Raw genomic sequence first — 23761 nt, 5'->3', positions numbered from 1 at the left:
CTGCCGGCGGCCCAACGCCGGGTAAATACTGATCGGTGGCGCTGCAGGTTCGCCCCGTTTCCCCATCCCTGTCCATTGCCTCCTGGCCGCCATCGGCGGCGGTTTGCCCATGAAAGCCTCCCAGTTCCTCATCACCACACTCAAGGAAGCGCCCGCCGATGCCGAGGTGGTCAGCCACCAGCTCATGACCCGCGCCGGCATGATCCGCAAGCTCGGTGCCGGCATCTACAACTACATGCCGATGGGGCTGCGCGTGATCCAGAAGGTGGAAGCGATCGTGCGAGAGGAAATGAACCGTGCGGGCGCCGTCGAGATGACGATGCCGGTGGTGCAGCCCGCCGAGCTGTGGCAAGAAACCGGCCGCTTCGAAAAGATGGGCCCTGAGCTGCTGCGCATCAAGGACCGGCACGAGCGCGACTACATCGTGCAGCCCACCAGCGAGGAAGTGGTGACCGACGTGGCACGGCAGGAACTGCGCAGCTACAAACAGCTGCCCAAGAACCTGTACCAGATCCAGACCAAATTCCGGGACGAGCGCCGCCCGCGTTTCGGTCTGATGCGAGGTCGCGAGTTCATCATGAAGGACGCCTACTCCTTCGACCGCGACGAGGCAGGTGCCAAGGCCAGCTACCAGGTGATGGCCGCCGCCTACCGCCGGATCTTCGATCGCTTCGGCCTGCGCTACCGCGCTGTGGCGGCCGACAGCGGCGCCATCGGTGGCGACTTGAGCGAAGAATTCCAGGTGATCGCCGCCACGGGTGAGGACGCCATCGTCTATTGCCCGGCCAGCGACTACGCCGCCAACATGGAGAAGGCCGAGGCGCTGGCGCCGGCCGGCCCGCGTCCGGCTCCGGCCAATCCGATGACCAAGACCCCGACGCCGGGCAAGAGCACCTGTGCCGACGTGGCGCGGTATCTGGGGGTGCCGCTGTCAACGACGATCAAGTCGCTGGTCCTGGCCACCGACGAGCTCAACGAGGCGGGCGAAATCGCCAAGAGCCAGGTGTGGCTGCTGCTGCTGCGTGGCGACCATGACATGAACGAGGTCAAGGTGAGCAAGGTGCCTGGCCTGGACAAGGGCTTCCGCTTCGCGAGCATTCCCGAGATCGACACCCACTTCGGCTGCAAGCCGGGCTATCTGGGGCCCGTAGGCATGAAGGAGCCGCTGAAGATCGTCGCCGACAGGGAGGTGGCGGTGATGGCCGACTGGATCTGCGGCTCCAATGAGCCGGACTTCCACACCACGGGGGTGAACTGGGGCCGCGACTTGCCCGAACCAGACCTGGTGGCCGACCTGCGCAACGTGGTCGAAGGCGATCCGTCGCCGGATGGAAAGGGTGCGCTGGCGATCGAGCGCGGCATCGAGGTGGGCCATGTGTTCTACCTGGGCACCAAGTACAGCAAGGCCATGAACGCGACCTTTCTGGATACCGACGGCAAGCCCAAACACTTCGAGATGGGCTGCTACGGCATCGGCATCACGCGTCTGCCGGCGGCTGCCATCGAACAGAACCACGACGAGCGCGGCATCGTCTGGCCTGATGCGATCGCGCCGTTCACTTTGGTGGTCTGCCCGGTAGGCGCCGACCGCAGCGAGGCAGTCAAGACCGCGGCCGACGAGCTCTATGCTGGCCTGCTGGCAGCGGGTGTGGACGTGATCATTGACGACCGTGGCGAACGCCCGGGCGCGATGTTTGCAGACTGGGAGCTGATCGGCGTGCCGCACCGCGTGACCATCGGCGATCGCGGTCTCAAGGAAGGCATGGTCGAGTACCAGCACCGCCGCGATGCGGCTGCCACCAAGGTGCCGGCAGCCGAGGCACTGGCCTTCGTGCGGGGCCGTCTGGGCGCGTGAGCGTTGATTGGTCGGTGATGGACCGTCGGCAATGTCTGCTGCGTGGTGCGGCACTGGGCGCGGCAGGCTGCCTCGGCACCGCGGCGGTGCATGCCGGCGGCCAAGTCGAGGAGCCGCTCGCCGATTCGGTGCGCACAGCCCTGGCCTCGGCCATCGCCAACAGCGCACCGCCGGTGCCCGAGTTCACCGATACCGAGAAGCGCCTGGCCTATCTCCGGTGGCTGGGTGTGATGAGCGACCGGCTGCGGCACAAGAAGCCGGATTTCCAGACCCGCATCGAGTTCCTGCAGACGGTCTGGTACGAGACGCGCCGTGCGGGACTGGACACCACCATGGTGATGGGTCTGATCCAGGTCGAAAGTGCGTTCCGCAAGTTCGCGATTTCGCGGGTCGGCGCCCGCGGCTACATGCAGATCATGCCGTTCTGGTCGCGCCTGATCGGTGACGGCGATCCGTCAAGGCTCTTTCACATGCAGACCAACATCCGCTTTGGCTGCGTGATCCTGCGCCACTACCTGGACCGGGAGCGTGGCGACAGCTTCCTGGCGCTGGGGCGCTACAACGGCAGCCGGGGGCGGGCGGAATATCCGAACGCCGTGTTTGCCGCGGCCCGCAACTGGGTGCACCCGGGCGTCTGAACGCTCCTCCCGGCTACTGGAGAAAACCGATCCGTGCCTTGCCGCCACCGGCCTTGGGCAGGTCAACGGGCGTCACGCTGTAGCGGCTGTCCAGCCTCGCGTTGCCGAAGGCGGTGACCAATGCGCGGCGCATCTCTCGTGGCGCCAGCGAGGCCAGCTGATCGAGCACATCGGCGGAAGGCTCAGGATCGAAGCGCTGGCCCCAGTCGTGTTCGCCGAGGATGCTGCGGTACAGATGGGCCGCGATCTTGCGCGCCGCGTCGGGCGAGGGCGGCGCGATCTCGAACACATTCATGCGGTTGCGGATCGGTTCGGGAATGGCGCGCTCGTCGTTGGCTGTGGTGACCCAGATCACCTGGCTGGCATCGATCGGCACTTCGGCGAATTCGTCGACGAAGTGCTGTGCCGTGTCGTGTTCCAGCAGGCTGTAGAGGGCACCCAGCGGATCGTACTGTGCGTCGGCCGAGGCCTTGTCGATCTCGTCGACGACGATCACCGGGTTGGCATATTGGCCATCGACCAGGGCCTCGAACACCTTGCCGGGCTTGGCACCCTTCCACTGCGACGATGAACCCGACAGCAGCCAGCCAGCCGTCATGCTGCTCATTGGCACCAGGCTCATGCCCGTGCCCAGCAGGTCGGCGATCTGTTTGGCGAAGTGGGTCTTGCCGACGCCGGGCGGGCCCAGCAGCAGGATGGGCGTCACTTCCAGGCTGTCGTGGCTGTCCTGGCTCAGCGCCACGTGGCGCTTGACGTCGTCGAGCACGTCGGTGAAGTTGGGCAGGAGTTCGTAAAGGGGGGCCATGTCGGGCACGCCCGAGGGCTTGACGGCGAAACGCTGCGGACCACGTTCCAGCATGCGCTGGTAGGTGTTGCGCAGGCCTTCGTGTTCGCGTTCGTTGCCGCTGGCCTGCAGCTGCGTGAGCTTGCGCTCGACCGCGTCGGCATTGAACACGCTGCGCATCCGGGCGATGGGCAGTCCGAGGGTGGGGGAAGCGACCAGGCTGTGAGAGCTCATGCGGTTCTCCGGAGGATTCGGCGACGCTTTCATTCAAGCACAAGACGTGCCACTGCTCAACGCCGGATAAGCCCAGGAAAACCCCTCTTGCCTGTGCGTTCGCGTGCACCAAAAACAAAAGCCACCCGAAGGTGGCTTTGTCAGAGGGGGGCGGTTCAGGCCTGGCCGCTGATGGCTTTCTGCAGTTCGCCCGATTCGTACATCTCCATCATGATGTCCGAGCCGCCGATGAACTCGCCCTTGACGTAGAGCTGCGGGATCGTGGGCCAACTGCTGTATTCCTTGATGCCCTGACGGATGCCGTCGTCTTCCAGCACGTTGACGGTCTTGACGGACTTGGTGTCCACGCCGCAGGCCTTGAGGATCTGGATGGCGCGGCCGGAGAAGCCGCACATCGGGAAGCTGGCGCTGCCCTTCATGAACAGCACGATGTCGTTGGATTTGACCAGTTGGTCGATCTGGGTTTGCGCGTCGCTCATGGTGGGCGTCCTGGGTTCGGTGGAGGTTGGCCGGATGTTGCCGGAGACAGGGTTGGAATTATCGCGCGCCGGGCCAAAGTCCGCCGCTGCAGCGCTCGATGCCCGCCAGGTCCTGTTGGCTGCCAACGGCGTCAAAGCCCTGAGCGGCCAGCAGGGCGCGGACGCTGGCCGCCTGGTCGTGGCCGTGTTCCAGCAGCAGCCAGCCGCCGGGGACCAGCGCCGAGGGAGCCTGTGCCACGATCTGGCGGATGTCGTCCAGGCCGTCGGGGCCTGCGGTCAGGGCACTGATGGGTTCGTGGGAGAGCGCGTTCAGGTGCGGGTCGCCCTCGGCGATGTAAGGCGGGTTGCTCGCTATCACGTGGAAACATTCACCCGGCACGGCCGCCAGCCAGGCGCCGTGGGCAAAGCGCACCGGCAGGCCCAGCCGCCGGGCGTTGGCCTCTGCGACTGCCAGAGCGTCGGCACTGGCGTCGGTGGCGGTAACCTGCGCATCGGGGCGGCGGGCAGCGACGGTCAGAGCGATGGCGCCGCTGCCGGTGCCCAGGTCCAGCAGGCGGGGCGTTTGGCCGCCAACCAGGGGCAGGGCGTCCAGCGCCCATTCCACCAGCACCTCGGTGTCGGGGCGGGGCACCAGCACGCGGGCGTCCACATTCAGCGTCAGACCCCCGAACTCCTTTTCGCCGAGAAGGTAGGCCACCGGCTCTCCTGCGTGGCGGCGCTGCAGCAGCGCTTGCCAGCGGGCGTCGGCTTCGGCCGGCAGCGGGTCGCTGTCGTGCGCGATCAGCCAGGCGCGGTCGTGCGGTGAGCGCCCCAGCGTGTGCAGCAGCAGCATCTGCGCGTCCAGCCGGTCCAGGCCGGCAGTGGTGGCGTGTCGCAGAGCGTCGGTCAGGGTGTTCACAGGCTGTTCCGCTGCTCAAGTTCAGACAGCAGCTCGGCACCGCGCGCCACCTGCAGCGCATGGATCACGTCGCCCAGGTCGCCTTCCATCGCCTGCAGCAGCTTGTACAGCGTGAGGTTGATGCGGTGGTCGGTCAGGCGCCCTTGCGGAAAGTTGTAGGTGCGGATGCGGTCGCTGCGGTCGCCGCTGCCAACCAGGCCCTTGCGGGTGGCGGCTTCCTTGGCGGCGCGTTCGCTGCGCTCCTTTTCCTGAATGCGTGCCTGCAGCACCTGCAAAGCCTTGGCCTTGTTGCTGTGCTGGCTGCGGCCGTCCTGGCATTCGGCCACGATGCCCGTGGGCAGGTGCACCACGCGCACGGCCGAATCGGTCTTGTTGATGTGCTGGCCGCCAGCGCCGCTGGCGCGGAAGGTGTCGATGCGCAGATCGGCCGGGTTGAGCTTGACGGCCTCGGCTTCGTCGGGCTCGGGCATCACGGCCACGGTCGCGGCGCTGGTGTGGATGCGGCCCTGCGTCTCGGTGGCGGGCACGCGCTGCACCCGGTGGCCGCCCGACTCGAAGCGCAGCTGCCCATAGACGTTCGTTCCCGGTCCGCGGCCGGCCATGCGCAGCACCACTTCCTTGTAGCCGCCGAGTTCGCTGGGCGACTCGCTCACGATCTCAGTGGTCCAGCCCTGGCTGTCGGCGTAGCGGGTGTACATGCGCGCCAGGTCGCCCGCGAACAGGGCGGACTCGTCGCCGCCGGTGCCGGCCCGGATTTCCACGAAGGCCGGGCGTTCATCATCCGGGTCCTTGGGCAGCAGCAATTGCTGAAGTTCGGCGTCCAGCCGTTCCAGATCGGCTTGCGCAGCGTCGATCTCGTCCTGCGCCATCTCTGCCATGTCCGGGTCGGTCAGCAGGTCCTTTGCGGCGGCGAGATCGCTCTCGCGCTGCTGGTGGCGGTTGAAGGCTTCGACCACGACCGAGGCGTCGGCGTGCTCGCGACTGAGCATGCGAAAACGCTCCAGGTCGTTCACCACATCAGGTGCAGAGAGCAGGGCGTCCAGCTCGTGCAGGCGGGCTTTCTGGCGCAGCAGGGTGTCGCGGACAAAGGGTTTCATGCGGGAAGCGAAAAGGAGGCGACGGCGGAGCGGGAACGCACGGGGCCGACAAACCGTGCTGGAGGCACCCGGGGGTGCCGGCCGTCGTCGCTAGGACTTTTCGCGCAGGAACAGGCGCGAGACCGTCTGCGCCGTGGCGGCGCGCGATTCGGCGTCGCCCGCATGCAGTTCGGCCAGGGTGCCGTGCAGCATCTTCTGCGTCAACCCCTTGGACAGGGCTTCGAGCACCGCTTCGACCGGTTCGCCCTTGGCCAGCAGCTTCTTCGCGCGGGCCAGTTCGGCAGCGCGCCAGACGTCGGCCTGGGCGTTGATCTGCTGGATCAGCGGCACCACGCCGCCCCTGGCGGGGTCGCGCTGCTCCATCCAATGCATGAAGCTGAGCACGCCCGCGTCGATGATCGCCTCGGCCTGCGCCACGGCAGCCTGTCGGTTTTCCTTGCCGGTCTGCACCACGCTGGCCAGATCGTCCACGGTATACAGATAGACGTCGGACAGGCCCTTGACCTCGATCTCGATGTCGCGCGGCACGGCCAGATCGACCATGAACATGGGACGGTGCCTGCGCTTTTTCAGCGCGCGCTCCACGGCCCCCAGACCGATGATGGGCAGGGTGCTGGCGGTGCAGCTGACGACCGCATCGAATTCGTGCAGCCGCTCGGGAATGTCGGCCAGACGCAGGACCTGGGCACCGAAGCGGCCGGCCAGGGCCTCGCCGCGTTCGAGCGTGCGGTTGGCAATGGCCATGCTCTTGGGCGTCTTGGCCGCGAAGTGGGTGGCGGCCAGCTCGATCATCTCGCCAGCGCCCACGAACAGCACCTTGATGTCTTTCAGGTCTTCGAACAGCTGGCTCGCCAGCCGCACCGCGGCGGCGGTCATGCTGATCGAGTGGGCGCCGATCTCGGTCGAGGTGCGCACCTGCTTGGCGACCGAGAAGGAGCGCTGGAACAGCTGGTGCAGTGTGGTGCCCAGGGCGCCGGCCTCGTCGGCGGCGCGCACCGCGTCCTTCATCTGGCCCAGGATCTGGGCCTCGCCCAGGACCATGCTGTCCAGGCCGCTGGCGACGCGGAAAGCATGGCGCGCGGCCTCACCTTCGCGCAGCACGTAGGCGTGTTCCTTGAGCACGTGGGTGCTGACGCCGCCGGTCTGGGCCAGCCAGTCCAGTGTGGGTTCCACGGCCGCCTGTTCGCCGGCGCCATAGAGTTCGGTGCGGTTGCAGGTGGACAGCAGCGTGGCCTCGGGCTGGCGCGCCAGACTCTGGCGGTAGCCGTGCAGCGTGGGCTGGATCTGGTCCAGCGCGAACGCAAAACGGCCCCGCAGATCCAGCGGAGCCGTGTGGTGGTTGATGCCGAGCGCCCAGACAGACATGGGCCGGATTATAAAATTGCCTGCTCTGTTGCGGACCCATTCCCCATGACCTTCTTTGCCTTGTTCGGGCACTTCGCCAATTTCATGGCCCCAGCCCTGGTCATGGCGGCCCTTCTTTGGGCGGTGCCGCGCCTGAGAAGAAATGCGCGGGCGGTGCGCTACCGGCCGGCGGTCGAGTGGTCGGTGCTGGCCGGGGTCGGGGTGCTGGTGCTGCTGGCCGGGCTGGTGGTCTTTGGCCGTGACGGCAAGATGGTGACCTACGCCGCGCTGGTGCTGGCGCAGGGTTCCCTGGGCTGGTGGATGCGCCGCTGACGGCGTCTTCTCGCCCTCGACGGATCAGTCGGGCGCGAACAGGTCGACGCGGTCGGTGATCAACCCGTCGATGTCCAGTGCCCACAGGCGCACGGCTTCCCGGGGTTCGTTGACCGTGTAGGCCAGGGCGCGCAAGCCGGCGCCATGCACGGCCGCCATCGTCCCGGCGCCCCAGAGCACCTCGTCGCACACGATGGCCACGCAGCCCAATGACTGCGCGTGGCCCAGCCAGCCGTCCCACAGCGTTTCCAGCAGCAGCCCGCGGGGAAGATGGGGCGCCGCCGCCTTCGCGCCAGCCAGGGACTGCGGCTGAAACGAGGTCAGCAGCGGCAGCACGTTCGCGTCGGCCCAGAGCCGTGCCGCTTCGAGCGCCACCACCTGGCCGGTTTCCTCTTCCAGGCCCGGGGTTGGCTTGATCTCGATGTTCAGCAGGCACGCATTGGCGCGGCAGAACCGGGCGACGGCTTCCAGCGTGGGCAGCGATTCGCCGGCGAACTGGCGGGAATGCCAGCCGCCTGCGTCGCGGCGGCTGAGGCTGGACCAGGGCTGCTCGCCCGCGATGCCCTGGCCATCGGTGGTCCGGTCCAGGGTGTCGTCGTGCAGCAGGAACACCACACCGTCGGCACTGAGCTTTGCGTCGCACTCGAACATGCGGTAGCCATACCGGGCGCCTTCCCGGAACGCTGCCAGGGTGTTTTCAGGCACCAGCTTGCCGGCGCCCCGGTGGGCAACCCAGCGCGGATAGGGCCAGTCGGGCAGGGCAGGGGCGGGTTTTTTCATGGGTTCGGGTGCGTCAAAAGGTCCAGTTTGCCAGTACCCGCCCCAGAGGTGCGCGTATAGGGGCTGCGGTACCATCGCGGGTTCAGCGTTTCCTGCTGACCGTCCCCCTTTGCCCATGAACGCCCCGACCCCTCTTACGCTCCTGGCGACGGCCGCCGATGACGCGCCGCGCCTGCGCGAAATTCCCTACAACTACACTTCGTTCTCGGACCGGGAAATCGTGGTGCGGTTGCTCGGTTCCGGGGCCTGGGACCTGCTGGACGAACTGCGCGGAGAGCGGCGCACCGGCCGCTCGGCCCGCATGCTCTACGAAGTGCTGGGAGATATCTGGGTCGTGCAGCGCAACCCCTATCTGCAGGACGACCTGCTGGACAACCCCAAGCGCCGTGCGGCCCTGGTCGAGGCCCTGCACCACCGCCTGGGTGAAGTGCAGAAGCGCCGCACGCCGCAGGACGATCCGGCGCGCGACGAGTCGGTCGGCCAGTTGCTGACGGCGGCCAAAGCAGCGGTGGACCGCTTTGCCCGCTCGTTCGACGAGATGGCGGCGTTGCGCCAGCGCACGAACAAGGTGCTGCGCAAGCTCACCGCCAAGGACAACATCAAGTTCGACGGCCTCTCGCGTGTGTCCCACGTGACCGATGCGACCGACTGGCGCGTGGAATACCCCTTCGTGGTGCTCACGCCCGACACCGAGGCCGAGATGGCGCACCTGGTCAAGGGCTGCGTGGAACTGGGCCTGACCATCATCCCGCGCGGGGGCGGCACCGGCTACACCGGCGGCGCGATCCCGCTGACCTGGAAGAGCGTGGTCATCAACACCGAAAAGCTCGAAGCCATGACCGAGGTGGAGCACATCCGCATCGGCGGGCATGAGCAGCCAGTGGCCACCGTGTGGACCGAGGCCGGCGTGGTGACGCAGCGCGTGGCCGATGCGGCCGAGCGCGCGGGTTATGTGTTCGCGGTGGACCCGACGTCGGCCGAAGCGTCCTGCGTGGGCGGCAACATCGCCATGAACGCGGGCGGCAAGAAAGCGGTGCTCTGGGGCACGGCGCTGGACAACCTGGTGAGCTGGCGCATGGTGACGCCGCAGGCGCAATGGCTGGAAGTCACACGCACCGACCACAACCTGGGCAAGATCCACGACGCCGAGGTCGCGACCTTCGAGCTGAAGTATTTCGAGGCCGATGGCAAGACGCCGGTGCGAACCGAGCAGCTGGTGATTCCGGGCAAGTCGTTCCGCAAGGAAGGTCTGGGCAAGGACGTCACCGACAAGTTCCTGAGCGGCCTGCCGGGCATCCAGAAAGAAGGCTGCGACGGCCTGATCACCAGCGGCCGCTGGGTGGTGCACCGCATGCCCGAGCACACCCGCACCGTGTGCCTGGAGTTCTTCGGCAATCCCAAGGACGGCGTGCCGTCGATCGTCGAGATCAAGGACTTCATGTTTGCCGAGCAGAAGCGCTCGGGCGTGCTGCTGGCTGGCCTGGAGCATCTGGACGACCGTTACCTCAAGGCAGTGGGTTACACCACCAAGAGCAAGCGCGGCACCCTGCCCAAGATGGTGCTGATTGGCGACATCGTCGGCGACGACGCCGACGCCGTGGCACGCGCCACCAGCGAAGTGATCCGCCTGGCCAATGGCCGCAGCGGCGAGGGCTTCATCGCCATCAGCTACGAGGCGCGCAAGAAGTTCTGGCTGGACCGCAAGCGCACCGCGGCCATCAGCAAGCACACCAACGCCTTCAAGATCAACGAAGACGTGGTGATCCCGCTGCCGCGCATGGGCGAGTACACCCTGGGCATCGAGCGCATCAACATCGAGCTGTCGCTGCGCAACAAGCTCAAGCTGTGCGAAGCGCTGGAAGCCTTCTTTACCAAGGGCAACCTGCCCCTGGGCAAGACCGACGAGGCCAACGAACTGCCCAATGCCGAGCTGCTGGAAGACCGCGTGCAACAGGCGCTGAGCCTGGTGCGTGAAGTGCGTTCGCTCTGGTCCACCTGGCTGCATGATGTGGAGTCCCTGTTCCCGCAACTGCAGGACCACACCCTGCGCGCCAGCTGGAAGACACAGATCCGTGCGCCGCTGCAGCAGATCTTCACCGGCGCGGCCTTCGGCCCCATCCTCGACGAGTGCAACGCGATCCACAAGCGCGTACTCAAGGGTCGGGTCTGGGTGGCGCTGCACATGCACGCCGGCGACGGCAATGTGCACACCAACATCCCGGTCAACAGCGACGACTACGAGATGCTGCAGACCGCACACGAGGCGGTGGCCCGCATCATGGTGCTGGCGCGCAGCCTGGACGGCGTCATCTCGGGCGAACACGGCATCGGCATCACCAAGCTGGAGTTCCTGACCGATGCCGAGCTGGGTCCCTTCGCGGCCTACAAGGCCAAGGTTGACCCCGAAGGCCGCTTCAACAAGGGCAAGCTGCTGCGCGGTGCCGCGCACCAGTCGCTGGTCGCGGGCGATGCGAGCGTGCGCCAGGCCGACCTGGCCAACGCATACACACCATCGTTCGGCCTCATGGGCCATGAGTCGCTGCTCATGCAGCAGAGCGACATCGGCGCCATCGCCGATTCGGTCAAGGACTGCCTGCGCTGCGGCAAGTGCAAACCGGTCTGCTCGACGCACGTGCCTCGCGCCAACCTGCTGTACAGCCCGCGCAACAAGATCCTGGCGACGTCGCTGCTGGTCGAGGCCTTCCTCTACGAAGAACAGACGCGCCGCGGCATCAGCATCAAGCATTGGGAAGAGTTTGAAGATGTGGCCGACCACTGCACGGTCTGCCACAAGTGCCTTTCGCCCTGCCCGGTGAAGATCGACTTCGGCGACGTGTCGATGAACATGCGCAACCTGCTGCGCAAGATGGGTCAGAAGAGCTTCCGTCCCGGCAACGCGGCGGCGATGTTCTTCCTGAATGCGACCAGCCCGGAGACCATCAAGTTCATGCGTGCGGGCATGGTGGACGTGGGCTTCAAGGCCCAGCGCCTGGCCAACAAGGTGCTCAAGCTCGCCGCGCGCAAGCAAACCAGCGCGCCGCCGGCCACGCTCGGCCCGGCGCCGGTCAAAGAGCAGGTGATCCACTTCATCAACAAAAAGATGCCGGGTGGCCTGCCCAAGAAGACGGCGCGCGCCCTGCTGGACATCGAGGACAAGGACTACGTGCCGATCATTCGCAACCCGGTGGACACCACGGCCGAGACCGAAGCGGTGTTCTATTTTCCGGGGTGCGGTTCGGAGCGACTGTTCAGCCAGGTGGGTCTGGCCACGCAGGCGATGCTGTGGCACGCGGGTGTGCAGACCGTGCTGCCGCCGGGTTACCTGTGCTGCGGCTACCCGCAACGCGGCTCGGGCCAGTTCGACAAGGCCGAGAAGATCATCACCGACAACCGGGTGCTGTTCCACCGCGTCGCCAACACCCTGAACTACCTGGACATCAAGACCGTGGTGGTCAGCTGCGGCACCTGCTACGACCAGCTGCAGGGCTACAAGTTCGAGGAGATCTTCCCGGGCTGCCGCATCATCGACATCCACGAGTACCTGCTGGAAAAGGGGATCACCCTGCCGGCCGGGCAAGGTGGTTACCTGTACCACGAGCCTTGCCACAACCCGATGAAGCTGCAGGACTCCTTGAAGACTGTCAAGGCCCTGGTGGGCGAGGGCGTCGTCAAGAGCGAACGCTGCTGTGGCGAGAGTGGCACGCTCGGCGTGACGCGGCCTGACATCTCGACCCAGGTGCGCTTCCGCAAGGAAGAAGAAATCCGCAAGGGTGAAGCCACGCTGCGTGCCGCAGGCACCGTGGGCGAGAAGGCCAACATCAAGATGCTGACCTCTTGCCCGAGCTGCCTGCAAGGCCTCACGCGCTACGGCGACGACCTGCAGAACGGCTTGCTGGAAGCCGACTACATCGTGGTCGAGATGGCGCGCCAGATACTGGGCGAAAACTGGCTGCCCGAATACGTCGCGCACGCCAACCAGGGCGGTATCGAACGCGTACTGGTCTGATCAATACAAGGATTTCCATGGCTGGCCTGAACAAAGACACCCCGACGCCGCAAGACATTACCGTGCACGGCGCCTCGCGCCTGCTGGAGATTGCCTTCTCGGACGGACAGACGTTCCGCATCCCGTTCGAGCTGATGCGCGTGTATTCGCCCTCGGCCGAGGTGCAGGGTCACGGCCCGGGTCAGGAGACATTGCAGACCGGCAAGCGCGAAGTTGGCCTTGTCTCCCTGGAACAGGTCGGCAACTATGCGGTGCAGCCGACCTTCTCCGACGGCCATGAATCGGGCATTTACACCTGGGATTACCTGTATTTCCTGGGATCGCAGCAGGAACAACTCTGGAACGATTACCACCAGCGGCTTCAGGCCGCCGGGGTCGATCGCGACGCACCGATGCCGGAAAAGGGCGGACACGCCTGCGGCAGCCACTGACCCCGACGGAGACACATTCCATGGCCACCACCCACTTCGGCTTCCAGACCGTCGACGAGCAGGAAAAAGCGAAGCACGTGCGCAGCGTGTTCGACTCGGTCGCGCCCAAGTACGACGTGATGAACGACCTCATGTCGGCTGGCCTGCACCGGATCTGGAAGCGCTACACGATCACCGTGGCCAACCCGCAGCCGGGCCAGCAGGTGCTGGACATTGCGGGCGGCACGGGTGACCTGTCGCTGGCGTTCGCCAAACGCGTCGGCCCCACTGGCCGGGTGGTCCACACCGACATCAATGAAGCCATGTTGCGCGAAGGCCGCAACCGGCTGCTCGACCTGGGACAGGTGTTGCCGACCATGGTCTGCGACGCCGAGAAGCTGCCGTTTGCCAGCGAGAGCTTCGATTTCGTTTCGGTGGCGTTTGGTTTGCGCAACATGACGCACAAGGACCAGGCGCTGGCAGAGATGTGCCGCGTCCTCAAACCGGGGGGGAAACTGCTGGTCTTGGAGTTTTCCCGCGTCGCCAAGCCGCTGGAAAAGGCGTATGACTGGTACTCGTTCAACGTGCTGCCGAAGCTGGGCAAGCTGGTGGCCAATGACGAGCACAGCTATCGCTACCTGGCCGAGTCGATTCGCATGCATCCCGGCCAGGAAGAATTGCGCCAGCTCATGAAGTCGGCCGGATTCGGGCACGTGGACGTGCACAACCTGAGTGCCGGTGTGGTGGCGCTGCATCTCGGGATCAAGTGTTGACGGGTTGACGGGTTGAACCAGAGGGAGAAAGAACATGAAGCCGTGGTGGACAGGGGGTTTGGGCAAGAGGCTTGCGATGCGCGGACTTCTGCGGCGCAAGAGTGCAGCGGCGACGCCTGTGGGCATGCTGGCGGCCTCCGGCCCCGGTGGCCCGGTGGTGGAGCCCAAGGGATACAGTCCGAAAAACGTGGGCAACGATGCGTCGGCGCGCCCCTGGGAGTCGGTGGCCGAGGTTGCTGCGTCTGCCAGCGCGGGCCGCACGGTACCCGAGGGGTTCGACGCCGACGGTTTCCTGCAGGCCTCCAAGTCCAATTTTGTCAATCTCCAGGAGGCCTGGGACCGGGCCGACGTTGCCAGCCTGCGGGCCATGATGACCGACGGCATGCTGGCCGAAATCCAGACCCAGCTCGTCGAGCGCGAGCGCGCTGCCATCGAGCCGAACCGCACGGAAGTGGTGATGCTGGAGGCGCAGTTGCTGGGGCTGGAGGAGCTGGAAAGTGCCTACCTCGCCAGTGTCGAGTTCTCCGGGATGATTCGCGAGGATCTGTCGGCCGGTCCCAATCCGTTCCGCGAGATCTGGAACATCACCCGACCCAAAGCCGGCGACAGCGGCTGGCTGGTGGCGGGCGTTCAGGCTCTGCAGTGAGCCTGCACCGTACCTCTCGGGTCCACCGGGCCTGACGGGTACGGGTTATCCGTCAAAATCGGGGGATCATGCAAAGCGATTCCCCCACCTCTTCGTCCGCGCCCCGTTCGCCCCTGGGCTTTCTGCAGTCGCTGCTGGGCAGCGTCCGTCCTCCCGAGTGGGTGGTCGACGAGGTGCAGAACCGGGTGGTTCTCTTTCTCAACCATGTGTTGATGCAGGAACCTCAGGCACAGCAACGCTTGCGCCGCCAGCAGGGCAAGCCGGTGCGGGTGCAGTGGGGCGACTTTCATCTCACCCTGGCCGCCACGCCCGCAGGGCTGCTGGAACGCCCGGCCGGCGACCGCCAACCTGAACTCAACGTGACCCTGACGCAGGCTTCGCCCTTTGCACTGGCGCAGAAGGTGCTGGCCGGGGAGCGCCCAGGCGTCGACATCCAGGGTGATGTGCAACTGGCGGCCGAAGTGGCTTGGCTGGTGGACAACGTGCGCTGGGACGTTGAAGAGGATCTTTCTCGGCTGGTGGGCGATGCGATGGCGCACACGCTGGTGGGCGGTGCACGCTCCGCTGCGACGGCCGTGAAGGCCTTTGTCGGTCGCCGCGCTCCTGGCGGGGCGGGTCGGGGCGACGGACACTCCGCATGACCCGGCTGCTGCGTGGACTGTTCATCGTCTGGGTGGTGCTGCGCCACGGGCTGGACGAGCTGGTGCTGTCCAGCTTCCAGCGTCCGGGCCTGCGGCTGCTGACCCGGATCGTTTCGATCGGGCGCAACCTCGATGCGCCGCGCGGACAGCGCCTGCGCGAAGCGCTGGAAGGCCTGGGCCCGATCTTTGTCAAGTTCGGGCAGGTGCTGTCGACCCGGCGTGACCTGCTGCCGCCGGACATCGCCGACGAACTCGCGCGCCTGCAGGACCGCGTGCCGCCGTTCGACAGCGCGATCGCTGTGGCCACCATCGAGCGCGCCTTCGGCAAGCCGCTGGACGAGGTGTTCAGCCATTTCGATCAGACGCCGGTGGCCAGCGCTTCCATCGCCCAGGTGCATTTCGCGACCTTGCGCGACGGCCGGCACGGCGGGCGGGAGGTGGCGGTCAAGGTGCTGCGGCCCAACATGCTGCCGGTGATCGAGAAGGACTTGAGCCTGATGCGCATGATGGCCGGCTGGGTCGAGAAGCTGTCGGCCGACGGCAAGCGCCTGAAGCCGCTGGAGGTGGTGTCCGAGTTCGACAAGTACCTGCACGACGAACTGGACCTGCTGCGTGAGGCGGCCAACGCTGCCCAGCTGCGCCGCAACATGGCGGGCCTCGACCTGGTGCTGATTCCCGAGATGTTCTGGGACTACTGCCGCACCGAAGTCATGGTGATGGAGCGCATGAACGGGGTGCCCATCAACCGCATCGAGGAACTGCGCGATCGCGGCGTCGACATTCCCAGGCTGGCGCGCGACGGCGTGACCATCTTCTTCACCCAGGTGTTCCGCGACGGGTTCTTCCACGCCGACATGCACCCGGGCAACATCCAGGTCAGTGTCGACCCGGCGACTTTCGGTCGCTACATCTCGCTGGACTTCGGCATCGTCGGCACGCTGACCGAGTACGACAAGGAATACCTGGCGCAGAACTTCACGGCGTTCTTCCGGCGCGACTACAAGCGCGTGGCCGAGCTGCACATCGAAAGCGGCTGGGTGCCGCCCGAAACGCGGGTGGATGAGCTGGAGTCCGCGATCCGGGCGGTGTGTGAGCCGTATTTCGACCGGCCGCTCAAGGAAATTTCGCTGGGCATGGTGCTGATGCGCCTGTTCCAGACGTCGCGCCGCTTCCATGTCGAAATCCAGCCGCAACTGGTTCTGCTGCAGAAGACGCTGCTGAACATCGAAGGCCTGGGGCGTGAACTGGATCCCGAGCTGGATCTATGGGCCACCGCCAAACCGTTCCTCGAAAAGTGGATGGTCGAGCAGGTCGGCCCGCAGAAGCTGCTGCAGCAACTCAAGGCAGAAGCGCCCCAGTACGCCAAGCTGTTGCCGGCCCTGCCGCGGCTGCTCAACGACTACCTCCAGCACCGGCCGCACCAGCTGCGCGCCGAGCTGGACAGCCTGGTGGCGGAGCAGCGCCGCACCAACCGGCTGCTGCAGGGCATCGTCTACGCAGGGATCGGCTTCCTGCTGGGGCTGATCCTCCTGCCGATGCTGGTTCGCCTGCTGCTGCGCCTGTAGCTCTGGCGAGGTCCTTTTTACCGGGGATCTTGAACCCGGAAAAGACGGCCCCCATCTATAATTTCAGGTTTTGTTCCACTTCCCGGGCCAGCCGGGGCGCCACCGGCTTGGCCGGTCTGAAGCGCCCCCAGGGTTGGTTTCCGTCACTTCCTTTGCCCAAGCCATGCCGATCTATGCCTACAAGTGCGAGTCCTGCGGCCACGCCAAGGACGTCCTGCAGAAAATTTCCGACACGCCGTTGACCCATTGCCCGTCCTGCGGAGCAGATGCATTCCGCAAGCAACTGACGGCCGCCGGCTTCCAGCTCAAGGGCTCGGGCTGGTACGCCACCGATTTCAAGGGTGGAGCCGGCGCCGCGGCCGCCCCGGCGGCTGGCGCCGCTGCTGCTCCTGCGGCCGAGAGCAAGCCGGCCGAAGCGGCCAGCGCTGCGCCGTCCACGCCCTGCGGCGGTTCCTGCGCCTGTCATTGATGCCAATGGATCGCATGGCCTCTGTCCGCAAGTGGCTGCTGGCCGGTCTGCTGGTTCTGGTGCCACTCATCATCACCCTTTGGGTGCTGGAGTGGGTTGTCTCGACGCTGGACCAGACGCTGCGCATCCTGCCGGCCGCCTGGCAGCCCGATCAGCTGTTTGGCTTCCACATCCCCGGCCTGGGGGTGATCTTCGCGCTGGTCGTGGTGCTGTCCATCGGCGCACTGGCCTCGAACATCATCGGCAACCAGCTGGTGAACTGGTGGCACGCCCTGCTGCACCGCATCCCCGTGGTGCGCTCGATCTATTCGGGCGTCAAGCAGATCTCCGACACCCTGTTTTCCGAAAAGGGCAACGCCTTTCGCAAGGCGGTGCTGGTGCAATGGCCACACACCGGCATGTGGACCATCGGGTTTCAGACTGGCGCACCGGGCGGCGAGGTGTTGCAGCATCTGCACGCCCAGACGACCGATGAAGGCCTGCCAGACGCATTTCTGAGTGTCTTCGTGCCCACCACGCCCAATCCCACTGGCGGCTATTTCGTCATGGTGCGCCAGAGCGATTGCGTCGAATTGCAGATGTCCGTGGACGAAGCGCTGACCTACATCGTGTCCATGGGCGTGATCGTGCCCGGGGGCCCCAAGAACCCTGCCTTGAAGACGGCGGAAGCTTCCGCCCATCACTGAATTTCCTGCCACTGGATGTGGCAACACTGCTGAAAGAAGAACCGACATGGCCATGCGCTCCCACTATTGCGGTCTGGTGACCGAAGCCCTTCTGGGCCAAACCGTGAAACTCTGCGGCTGGGTCAACCGCCGCCGCGACCATGGCGGCGTGATCTTCATCGACCTGCGCGACCGCGAAGGCTATGTGCAGGTGGTCTGTGACCCCGACCGCGCCGAGATGTTCAAGACCGCAGAAGACGTGCGCAACGAGTTCTGCGTGCAGGTCACCGGCCTGGTGCGTGCCCGCCCGGCTGGCACCACCAACGACAAGCTCAAGAGCGGCCAGATCGAAGTGCTGTGTCACGAGCTCAAGGTGCTCAACGCTTCGGTCACGCCGCCGTTCCAGCTGGATGACGACAACCTCAGCGAGACCACCCGCCTGACGCACCGCGTGCTGGACCTGCGCCGCCCCTACATGCAGAACAACCTGATGCTGCGCTACCGCGTGGCGATGGAAGTGCGCAAGTTCCTGGATGCCAACGGCTTCATCGACATCGAGACGCCCATGCTGACCAAGAGCACGCCCGAAGGCGCGCGCGACTATCTGGTGCCCAGCCGCGTGCACGACGGCCAGTTCTTCGCGCTGCCGCAAAGCCCACAGCTGTTCAAGCAGCTGCTGATGGTGGCCGGCTACGACCGTTACTACCAGATCACCAAGTGCTTCCGCGATGAAGACCTGCGCGCCGACCGCCAGCCGGAATTCACCCAGATCGATATCGAGACATCGTTCCTGACCGAGGAAGACATCCGCGAGATGTTCCAGGGCATGATCAAGACGGTGTTCCAGAACACTCTGGGCGTGGACCTGGGCGAGTTCCCCATCATGGCGTACAGCGAAGCCATGCACCGCTTCGGCTCGGACAAGCCTGACCTGCGCGTGAAGATGGAGTTCACCGAACTCACCGACGTCATGGCCGACGTGGACTTCAAGGTCTTCAGCGCGCCGGCGCAGATGACGGGCGGCCGCGTGGTCGCACTGTGCGTGCGTGGCGGTGCCGAAATGCCGCGCAGCGAGATCGACGCCTACACCGAGTTCGTCAAGATCTACGGCGCCAAGGGCCTGGCCTGGATCAAGGTCAACGAACTGGCCAAGGGCAAGGACGGTCTGCAGTCGCCCATCGTCAAGAACCTGCACGACAAGGCGATCGCCGAGATCCTCTCCCGCACCGGCGCGCAGGATGGCGACATCCTGTTCTTCGGCGCCGACAAAGCCAAGATCGTCAACGACGCCATCGGCGCGCTGCGCCTGAAGATCGGCCACAGCGCCCTGGGCAAGAAGAACGGCCTGTTCGAAGACCGCTGGGCCCCGATGTGGGTGGTGGATTTCCCGATGTTCGAGCACGACGAAGAAGCCGACCGCTGGACCGCCGTGCACCACCCGTTCACCGCGCCGAAAGACGGCCACGAGGACTGGATGGTCACCGCACCCGAGAAGTGCATCGCCAAGGGCTACGACATGGTGCTCAACGGCTGGGAAATCGGCGGTGGCTCGGTCCGTATCCACACCGCGGCCGTGCAGCAGAAAGTGTTTGACGCGCTCAAGATCACACCCGAAGAAGCGCAGCTCAAGTTCGGCTTCCTGCTGGATGCGCTGCAGTACGGCGCGCCCCCGCACGGCGGCCTGGCCTTCGGCCTGGACCGTATCGTCACGCTGATGACCGGCGCCGAGTCCATCCGCGACGTGATCGCCTTCCCCAAGACCCAGCGCGCCCAGTGTCTGCTGACCCAGGCTCCGAGCCCGGTGGACGAGAAGCAGCTGCGCGAACTGCACATCCGCCTGCGCAACCCTGACGCGGTCAAGGCGGTCTGAGCAGGGCTTCAGCTAGGATGAAAGGGCGCCATGGGCGCCCTTTTTGTTTTTCTCCATGGCGCAACTTCCGATCAGGACCACATTCAAGATCCCGCGCTCCGTTCTGGTGGTCATCCATACCCAGGATCTGGATGTGTTGCTGATTGAGCGAGCCGACTCGCCCGGGTTCTGGCAGTCGGTCACCGGGTCGTTGGACCGCGAGGACGAGGCGTTTGAGGTTGCAGCTGCACGCGAGGCCGCGGAGGAAACCGGGCTGGATGCCAAGGCCGCTGGAAACGTGCTGACGGACTGGCGGCTGGAAAACGTCTACGAAATCTACCCGCAGTGGCTGCACCGGTATGCGCCGGGGGTCTTGCTCAACACGGAGCGGGTATTCGGGCTTTGCATTCCCGAGGCAATGCCGGTGGCGCTCAATCCCCGGGAACACCGGTCGCAACTCTGGCTGCCGTGGCGAGAGGCCGCCGATCGGTGTTTTTCATCGTCGAATGCCGAGGCCGTACTTCATCTGCCGGCCTTTGTTTCAGGAATGAAAAAATCAAAACATAAGGGTTAACCCTTGTCCTGGATTTCGTTCCAGGTTCGTTGGCTGCATATCGATTTCATGTGCAAGAAGTTACTAAAAAGGTACTTCTTGCGCAGCACAAGCCCTTCCAACGGGCCTTTCCGCTCCCTTTTTTTGGTACCCTAGAAAGGTACAACCTAAGTTACAAGCGCGGGCAGTCCGTAGCGTCTTGTTACACAAAATACGCACCAGCATGAACAAGTCATACAAGTCGATCTGGAACGAGTCCTTGGGCACCTACGTGGCGGCTTCCGAAGTTGCCGTTTCCGGCGGGCGCAAGGTGTCCTCGGCCCGCAAGTCTCGGCGGGCGCCTGAGCGGGCCCTCTCCAGCCAGATCGCTTTGGAGCAGCGCATCGTCTTTGATGCGGCCCTGCCGGCAACGGTCATTGAAACCAATACCGACAAGTCGCAGACGCAGGACCTGTTGTTGCTGGCGGATGACAACCACACCGCCGATTCGGCTGCTTCGACCACGGCGACAGTGCCTGCGGAATCCGTTGCCACTCCTGCTACAACGAGCGTCACCACAGTGCCTGTGACGACTGGAGCCGCCACAGCGCCGGTAGAAGCTCCCGCCACGACCACGACCACCACGGTGGCGGCGGAACGCCCCAGCGAGGCGGTCGCGGTGGCCAAACCCGTGGCGTCGACGCCGATGGCAGTGGCGGATCGCCCACAAGTGCAGACCAATCCGGACGATGCCACACCTGCGGTGATCGACGTCGCCGTGGCTGCTGACCAGGTTCGTGTCGAGGTGATCTTCGTCGACTCGGTGGCGGCCAGCATTGTCGATGACCTGGACTGGGTGCAGGGACAGGTTTACGTGCTCGACGCCAACCGTGATGGCGTCGAACAGATGGCTGAAATCCTGGCGGGTCAGACGGGCATCGACGCGATTCACATCATCAGCCACGGCAGCGCAGGTCAACTGGAGCTGGGCAATGCTGTGCTGGACACGACCTCGATTGCCGAGGAGCATGCCGACGAGTTGGCAGTCATCAGGGCCTCGCTGTCACAGGACGCGGACATCCTTCTCTACGGCTGCGAGGTTTCCTCGACCCCAGAGGGCATTGCCTTTGTGGACGCTCTGGCCGACGCGACGGGTGCCGATGTGGCCGCTTCGGACGACATGACGGGCACGGAGATGCTGGGCGGTGACTGGGTGCTGGAAACCCGGTCCAGCGACGGCAGCATCGAAACTGTCGTGATCACAGCGGCGGAGTGGGCTGGTGTCCTCACCACCCCGGCCAACGTAGGCGCTGGTGCGGTTCTGGGGACCGATGCGGCAAAGAACATCTACAGCATCGACCTCACCACCGGCAAGGCCACCCTTTTGACAACCGCTCCGGCCACCGTCGGTGGTGTGTCCACCGGAACCTCGGGAACTGGGCTGAACTCCCTTGCCGTCGACCAAGTCAATGGCCTCATCTATTACTGCTCGAACGACTCAGCCACTGGCAACGTCGCGCTGTTTGCGTACGACTACATCAACAACACGCACATCCTTGTTGACTCGGATCTGACCAACAATGCGGCGGGTGTGGGCAACGTCGCGGTTGGCGCCACCGGGTTGGGCAGCGGGGGTGCAACGTTCGCCAACGGCGCACTCTATCTGGGTGTCGAGAACAACTTGGGTGGTGACGGTGGCGGCACTGTGGCGGACGATTCGATCTACCGGATCGCGTTGTCCGCCGACGGCCGCAGCGTGAACACGGCTGCCGGATCGGTCACGCTCCTGGTGAGCAACATCATCAACAACGACTGGGGTGATCTTGGATACGACTCCGCAACCAACACGCTGTTGAGCTCACAGGGCACGACCCTGGCGCGTTACTCATTGAATGCCGGCGGCACCGCTGTGACGGCCACCACGACGGGGATCTCCAAGCCGTCGACCAATACGCAGGTTGCTTTGAGTCAGGCCGGCAACGTGTACGTGCTGGGCACAAGCATCCAGCAGATCAACGCCACCACGGGCGCCAACATCGGCACGGCGGTCAACATCACCACCAATGGCACGACCGCACTGGGATCGCTCAACGATGCCGCGGCCTGGACGCCGCCGACCGCCAACCTGGGTGACCGGATCTTTACCGATACCAACACCAACGGCGTCTTTGATGGCACCGACTCCGGCATTGCGGGCGTGACCGTGCGGCTGGTGGATGACGTCAACAACAACGGGGTTGTGGACGCGGGTGAGCGGGTGCTCGCAATCGACACCACCAATGCCACCGGTAACTATCTGTTCACCGGGGTTCTGCCGGGCAACTACATCGTCCAGGTCACGGATACGGGTGGCGTCCTGGGTACCGGACGCACCTACACCACGGCGGGCGGTGCCACCAGAGCCGATGCGGATGTTTCTCAGGTCGGGAGCACCAACCTCGCGTTGGACTTCGGTCTGAACAACAGGCCCCCGGTGAACGTGGTTCCCGGGACCCAAACGGTTCCCGAAGACGGCACTCTGAATATTGTTGGGGTGTCCACGAGCGACCCCGACGGCAACCTGGCCACCACTCAGCTGACCATCACCAACGGCATCATGAACGTCAGCCTGGCTGGTGGTGCAACCATTTCCGCCGGTGCCAACGGAAGCGGTACGCTGACACTGTCCGGGACCGCAGCGCAGATCAACGCAGCTCTCGCGTCCATCGCTTATCAGCCGACGGCCAACTACTTCGGCGCGTCGGTATTGACGGTTGTGTCAACGGACGTGGCAGGCCTCTCCGACACCGACACGGTCAACATCAATGTGACTTCGGTCGACGACTTCCCGGTGGCTACCGCAAACACGGCGACGGTTGCCGAAGGCTCGGCCAACGTCAGCGGCAACGTCAAGACCGACGGCACGGCCGACACCAACGGTGACGGCACGCCGGCGCAGAACACGACGGCGCTGACGGGCTCGGGCACAGGCAGCTACGGCACGGTGAGCCTAAACGCCGACGGCACGTACACCTACACACTGAACAACGCCAACACCACGGTGCAGCAGCTCGCTCCTGGAGAGACGCTGCAAGAGGTCTATACCTACCGCCTGACGGACAAGGACGGTGACACCTCGACGGCGACGCTGACGATCACGATCACCGGCACGGAAGACCTGCCGGTTGCCGTCAACGACACAGCCACGATCGCTGAAGGTGCTGCCACGGTGACGGGCGGTGTGAAGACCAACGACACCAACGGTGACGGCACGCCTGCGCAGAACACGACGGCGCTGAGCGGCTCGCCCACGGGCAGCTACGGCACGGTGAGCCTGAACGCCGACGGCACGTACACCTACACGCTGGACAACGCCAACACCACGGTGCAGCAGCTGGCCCCTGGAGAGACGCTGGCGGAGACGTACACGTACGTGCTGACGGACAAGGACGGAGACACCTCGACGGCGACGCTGACGATCACCATCACCGGTGCGGAAGACCTGCCGGTGGCGGTGGCCGACACCGCCACGATTGCGGAAGACACGGCCACGGTGACGGGCGGTGTGAAGACCAACGACACCAACGGTGACGGCACGCCGGCGCAGAACACGACGGGGATCGTTGGCTCGCCCACGGGCAGCTTCGGCACCGTGGCTCTGAACCCGGACGGCACGTACACGTACACGCTGAACAACGCCAACACCACGGTGCAGCAACTCGCTCCTGGAGAGACGCTGCAAGAGGTCTATACCTACCGCCTGACGGACAAGGACGGAGACACC

19 protein-coding genes and 1 pseudogene are annotated in these 23761 nt (G+C 65.2%); 14 read left to right on the top strand and 6 right to left on the bottom strand.

All coding sequences use genetic code 11. From position 1 onward, the window contains the following. The first annotated feature begins 109 nt into the window (after positions 1-109). Entirely contained in the window at positions 110-1855 is a 1746-nt protein-coding gene (locus tag ACLIJ1_RS12030) for a proline--tRNA ligase (protein WP_411365774.1), read from the top strand. A 17-nt stretch (positions 1856-1872) separates the two neighbouring features. Continuing rightward, on the top strand, positions 1873-2493 hold the full coding sequence (locus ACLIJ1_RS12025; RefSeq protein WP_411365773.1) for a lytic transglycosylase domain-containing protein: 621 nt from the start codon (positions 1873-1875) through the stop codon (positions 2491-2493). A 13-nt stretch (positions 2494-2506) separates the two neighbouring features. Here the strand turns inward: ACLIJ1_RS12025 and ACLIJ1_RS12020 are convergent, their stop codons facing one another. The 5 genes from ACLIJ1_RS12020 to hemA all read right to left on the bottom strand — a co-directional run bounded on the left by ACLIJ1_RS12020 (position 2507) and on the right by hemA (position 7350). Then, positions 2507-3511: an AAA family ATPase gene (locus ACLIJ1_RS12020; RefSeq protein WP_411365772.1), complete on the bottom strand. Its 1005-nt coding sequence runs from the start codon at positions 3509-3511 to the stop codon at positions 2507-2509. 155 nt (positions 3512-3666) lie between these two features. Continuing rightward, on the bottom strand, positions 3667-3990 hold the full coding sequence (grxD, locus tag ACLIJ1_RS12015; protein ID WP_411365771.1) for a Grx4 family monothiol glutaredoxin: 324 nt from the start codon (positions 3988-3990) through the stop codon (positions 3667-3669). A gap of 58 nt (positions 3991-4048) precedes the next feature. Then, entirely contained in the window at positions 4049-4888 is an 840-nt protein-coding gene (gene prmC / locus ACLIJ1_RS12010; RefSeq protein WP_411365770.1) for a peptide chain release factor N(5)-glutamine methyltransferase, read from the bottom strand. Beyond that, positions 4885-5985, bottom strand: a complete 1101-nt coding sequence (gene prfA, locus ACLIJ1_RS12005) for a peptide chain release factor 1 (RefSeq protein ID WP_411365769.1) — start codon at positions 5983-5985, stop codon at positions 4885-4887. The genes prmC and prfA overlap by 4 nt, the downstream gene beginning before the upstream one ends. A gap of 90 nt (positions 5986-6075) precedes the next feature. Next, on the bottom strand, positions 6076-7350 hold the full coding sequence (hemA, locus tag ACLIJ1_RS12000; protein ID WP_411365768.1) for a glutamyl-tRNA reductase: 1275 nt from the start codon (positions 7348-7350) through the stop codon (positions 6076-6078). 45 nt (positions 7351-7395) lie between these two features. Between hemA and ACLIJ1_RS11995 the strand changes: the two genes are divergently transcribed. After that, entirely contained in the window at positions 7396-7662 is a 267-nt protein-coding gene (locus ACLIJ1_RS11995) for a hypothetical protein (RefSeq protein WP_411365767.1), read from the top strand. 24 nt (positions 7663-7686) lie between these two features. On the opposite strand, the gene ugpQ is transcribed toward ACLIJ1_RS11995, so the two are convergent. Then, positions 7687-8442 (bottom strand): glycerophosphodiester phosphodiesterase, encoded by a 756-nt coding sequence (gene ugpQ / locus ACLIJ1_RS11990; RefSeq protein ID WP_411365766.1) that lies wholly within the window; start codon positions 8440-8442, stop codon positions 7687-7689. A gap of 115 nt (positions 8443-8557) precedes the next feature. Between ugpQ and ACLIJ1_RS11985 the strand changes: the two genes are divergently transcribed. From ACLIJ1_RS11985 to ACLIJ1_RS11935, 11 genes and pseudogenes are all read left to right on the top strand, one after another. Next, complete coding sequence (locus ACLIJ1_RS11985) at positions 8558-12448, top strand: DUF3683 domain-containing protein (RefSeq protein WP_411365765.1); 3891 nt, start codon at positions 8558-8560, stop codon at positions 12446-12448. Between the two features lie 17 nt (positions 12449-12465). Further along, entirely contained in the window at positions 12466-12879 is a 414-nt protein-coding gene (locus tag ACLIJ1_RS11980; RefSeq protein ID WP_411365764.1) for a gamma-butyrobetaine hydroxylase-like domain-containing protein, read from the top strand. A gap of 20 nt (positions 12880-12899) precedes the next feature. Next, the gene (gene ubiE, locus ACLIJ1_RS11975; protein ID WP_411365763.1) at positions 12900-13631 is read left to right on the top strand and encodes a bifunctional demethylmenaquinone methyltransferase/2-methoxy-6-polyprenyl-1,4-benzoquinol methylase UbiE; all 732 of its coding nucleotides are present in this window, start codon (positions 12900-12902) and stop codon (positions 13629-13631) included. A gap of 91 nt (positions 13632-13722) precedes the next feature. Further along, positions 13723-14277 (top strand): annotated as a pseudogene (locus ACLIJ1_RS11970) (Tim44 domain-containing protein); the annotation flags it as partial. A gap of 68 nt (positions 14278-14345) precedes the next feature. Continuing rightward, complete coding sequence (locus tag ACLIJ1_RS11965) at positions 14346-14918, top strand: hypothetical protein (protein ID WP_411365762.1); 573 nt, start codon at positions 14346-14348, stop codon at positions 14916-14918. Then, the gene (ubiB, locus tag ACLIJ1_RS11960) at positions 14915-16483 is read left to right on the top strand and encodes a ubiquinone biosynthesis regulatory protein kinase UbiB (RefSeq protein WP_411365761.1); all 1569 of its coding nucleotides are present in this window, start codon (positions 14915-14917) and stop codon (positions 16481-16483) included. Before ACLIJ1_RS11965 ends, ubiB begins: the two co-directional genes overlap by 4 nt. Before the next feature lie 163 nt (positions 16484-16646). Continuing rightward, positions 16647-16952, top strand: coding sequence for an FmdB family zinc ribbon protein (locus tag ACLIJ1_RS11955; RefSeq protein WP_411365760.1), 306 nt, complete (start codon positions 16647-16649; stop codon positions 16950-16952). Between the two features lie 14 nt (positions 16953-16966). Next, positions 16967-17638 (top strand): DUF502 domain-containing protein, encoded by a 672-nt coding sequence (locus ACLIJ1_RS11950; protein WP_411365759.1) that lies wholly within the window; start codon positions 16967-16969, stop codon positions 17636-17638. Between the two features lie 46 nt (positions 17639-17684). Then, positions 17685-19487: an aspartate--tRNA ligase gene (gene aspS / locus ACLIJ1_RS11945; protein ID WP_411365758.1), complete on the top strand. Its 1803-nt coding sequence runs from the start codon at positions 17685-17687 to the stop codon at positions 19485-19487. A 55-nt stretch (positions 19488-19542) separates the two neighbouring features. Next, on the top strand, positions 19543-20040 hold the full coding sequence (gene nudB / locus ACLIJ1_RS11940; RefSeq protein ID WP_411365757.1) for a dihydroneopterin triphosphate diphosphatase: 498 nt from the start codon (positions 19543-19545) through the stop codon (positions 20038-20040). 202 nt (positions 20041-20242) lie between these two features. Next, on the top strand, positions 20243-23761 hold a 3519-nt coding region (locus ACLIJ1_RS11935), incomplete at its 3' end, for a DUF4347 domain-containing protein (RefSeq protein WP_411365756.1).

The sequence above is a fragment of the Hydrogenophaga sp. RWCD_12 genome (assembly GCF_046604225.1).
GTDB lineage: Bacteria > Pseudomonadota > Gammaproteobacteria > Burkholderiales > Burkholderiaceae_C > Hydrogenophaga.
Note: the sequence above shows the minus strand (reverse complement) of the source record. Positions and strands in the feature narration are given on the sequence as shown.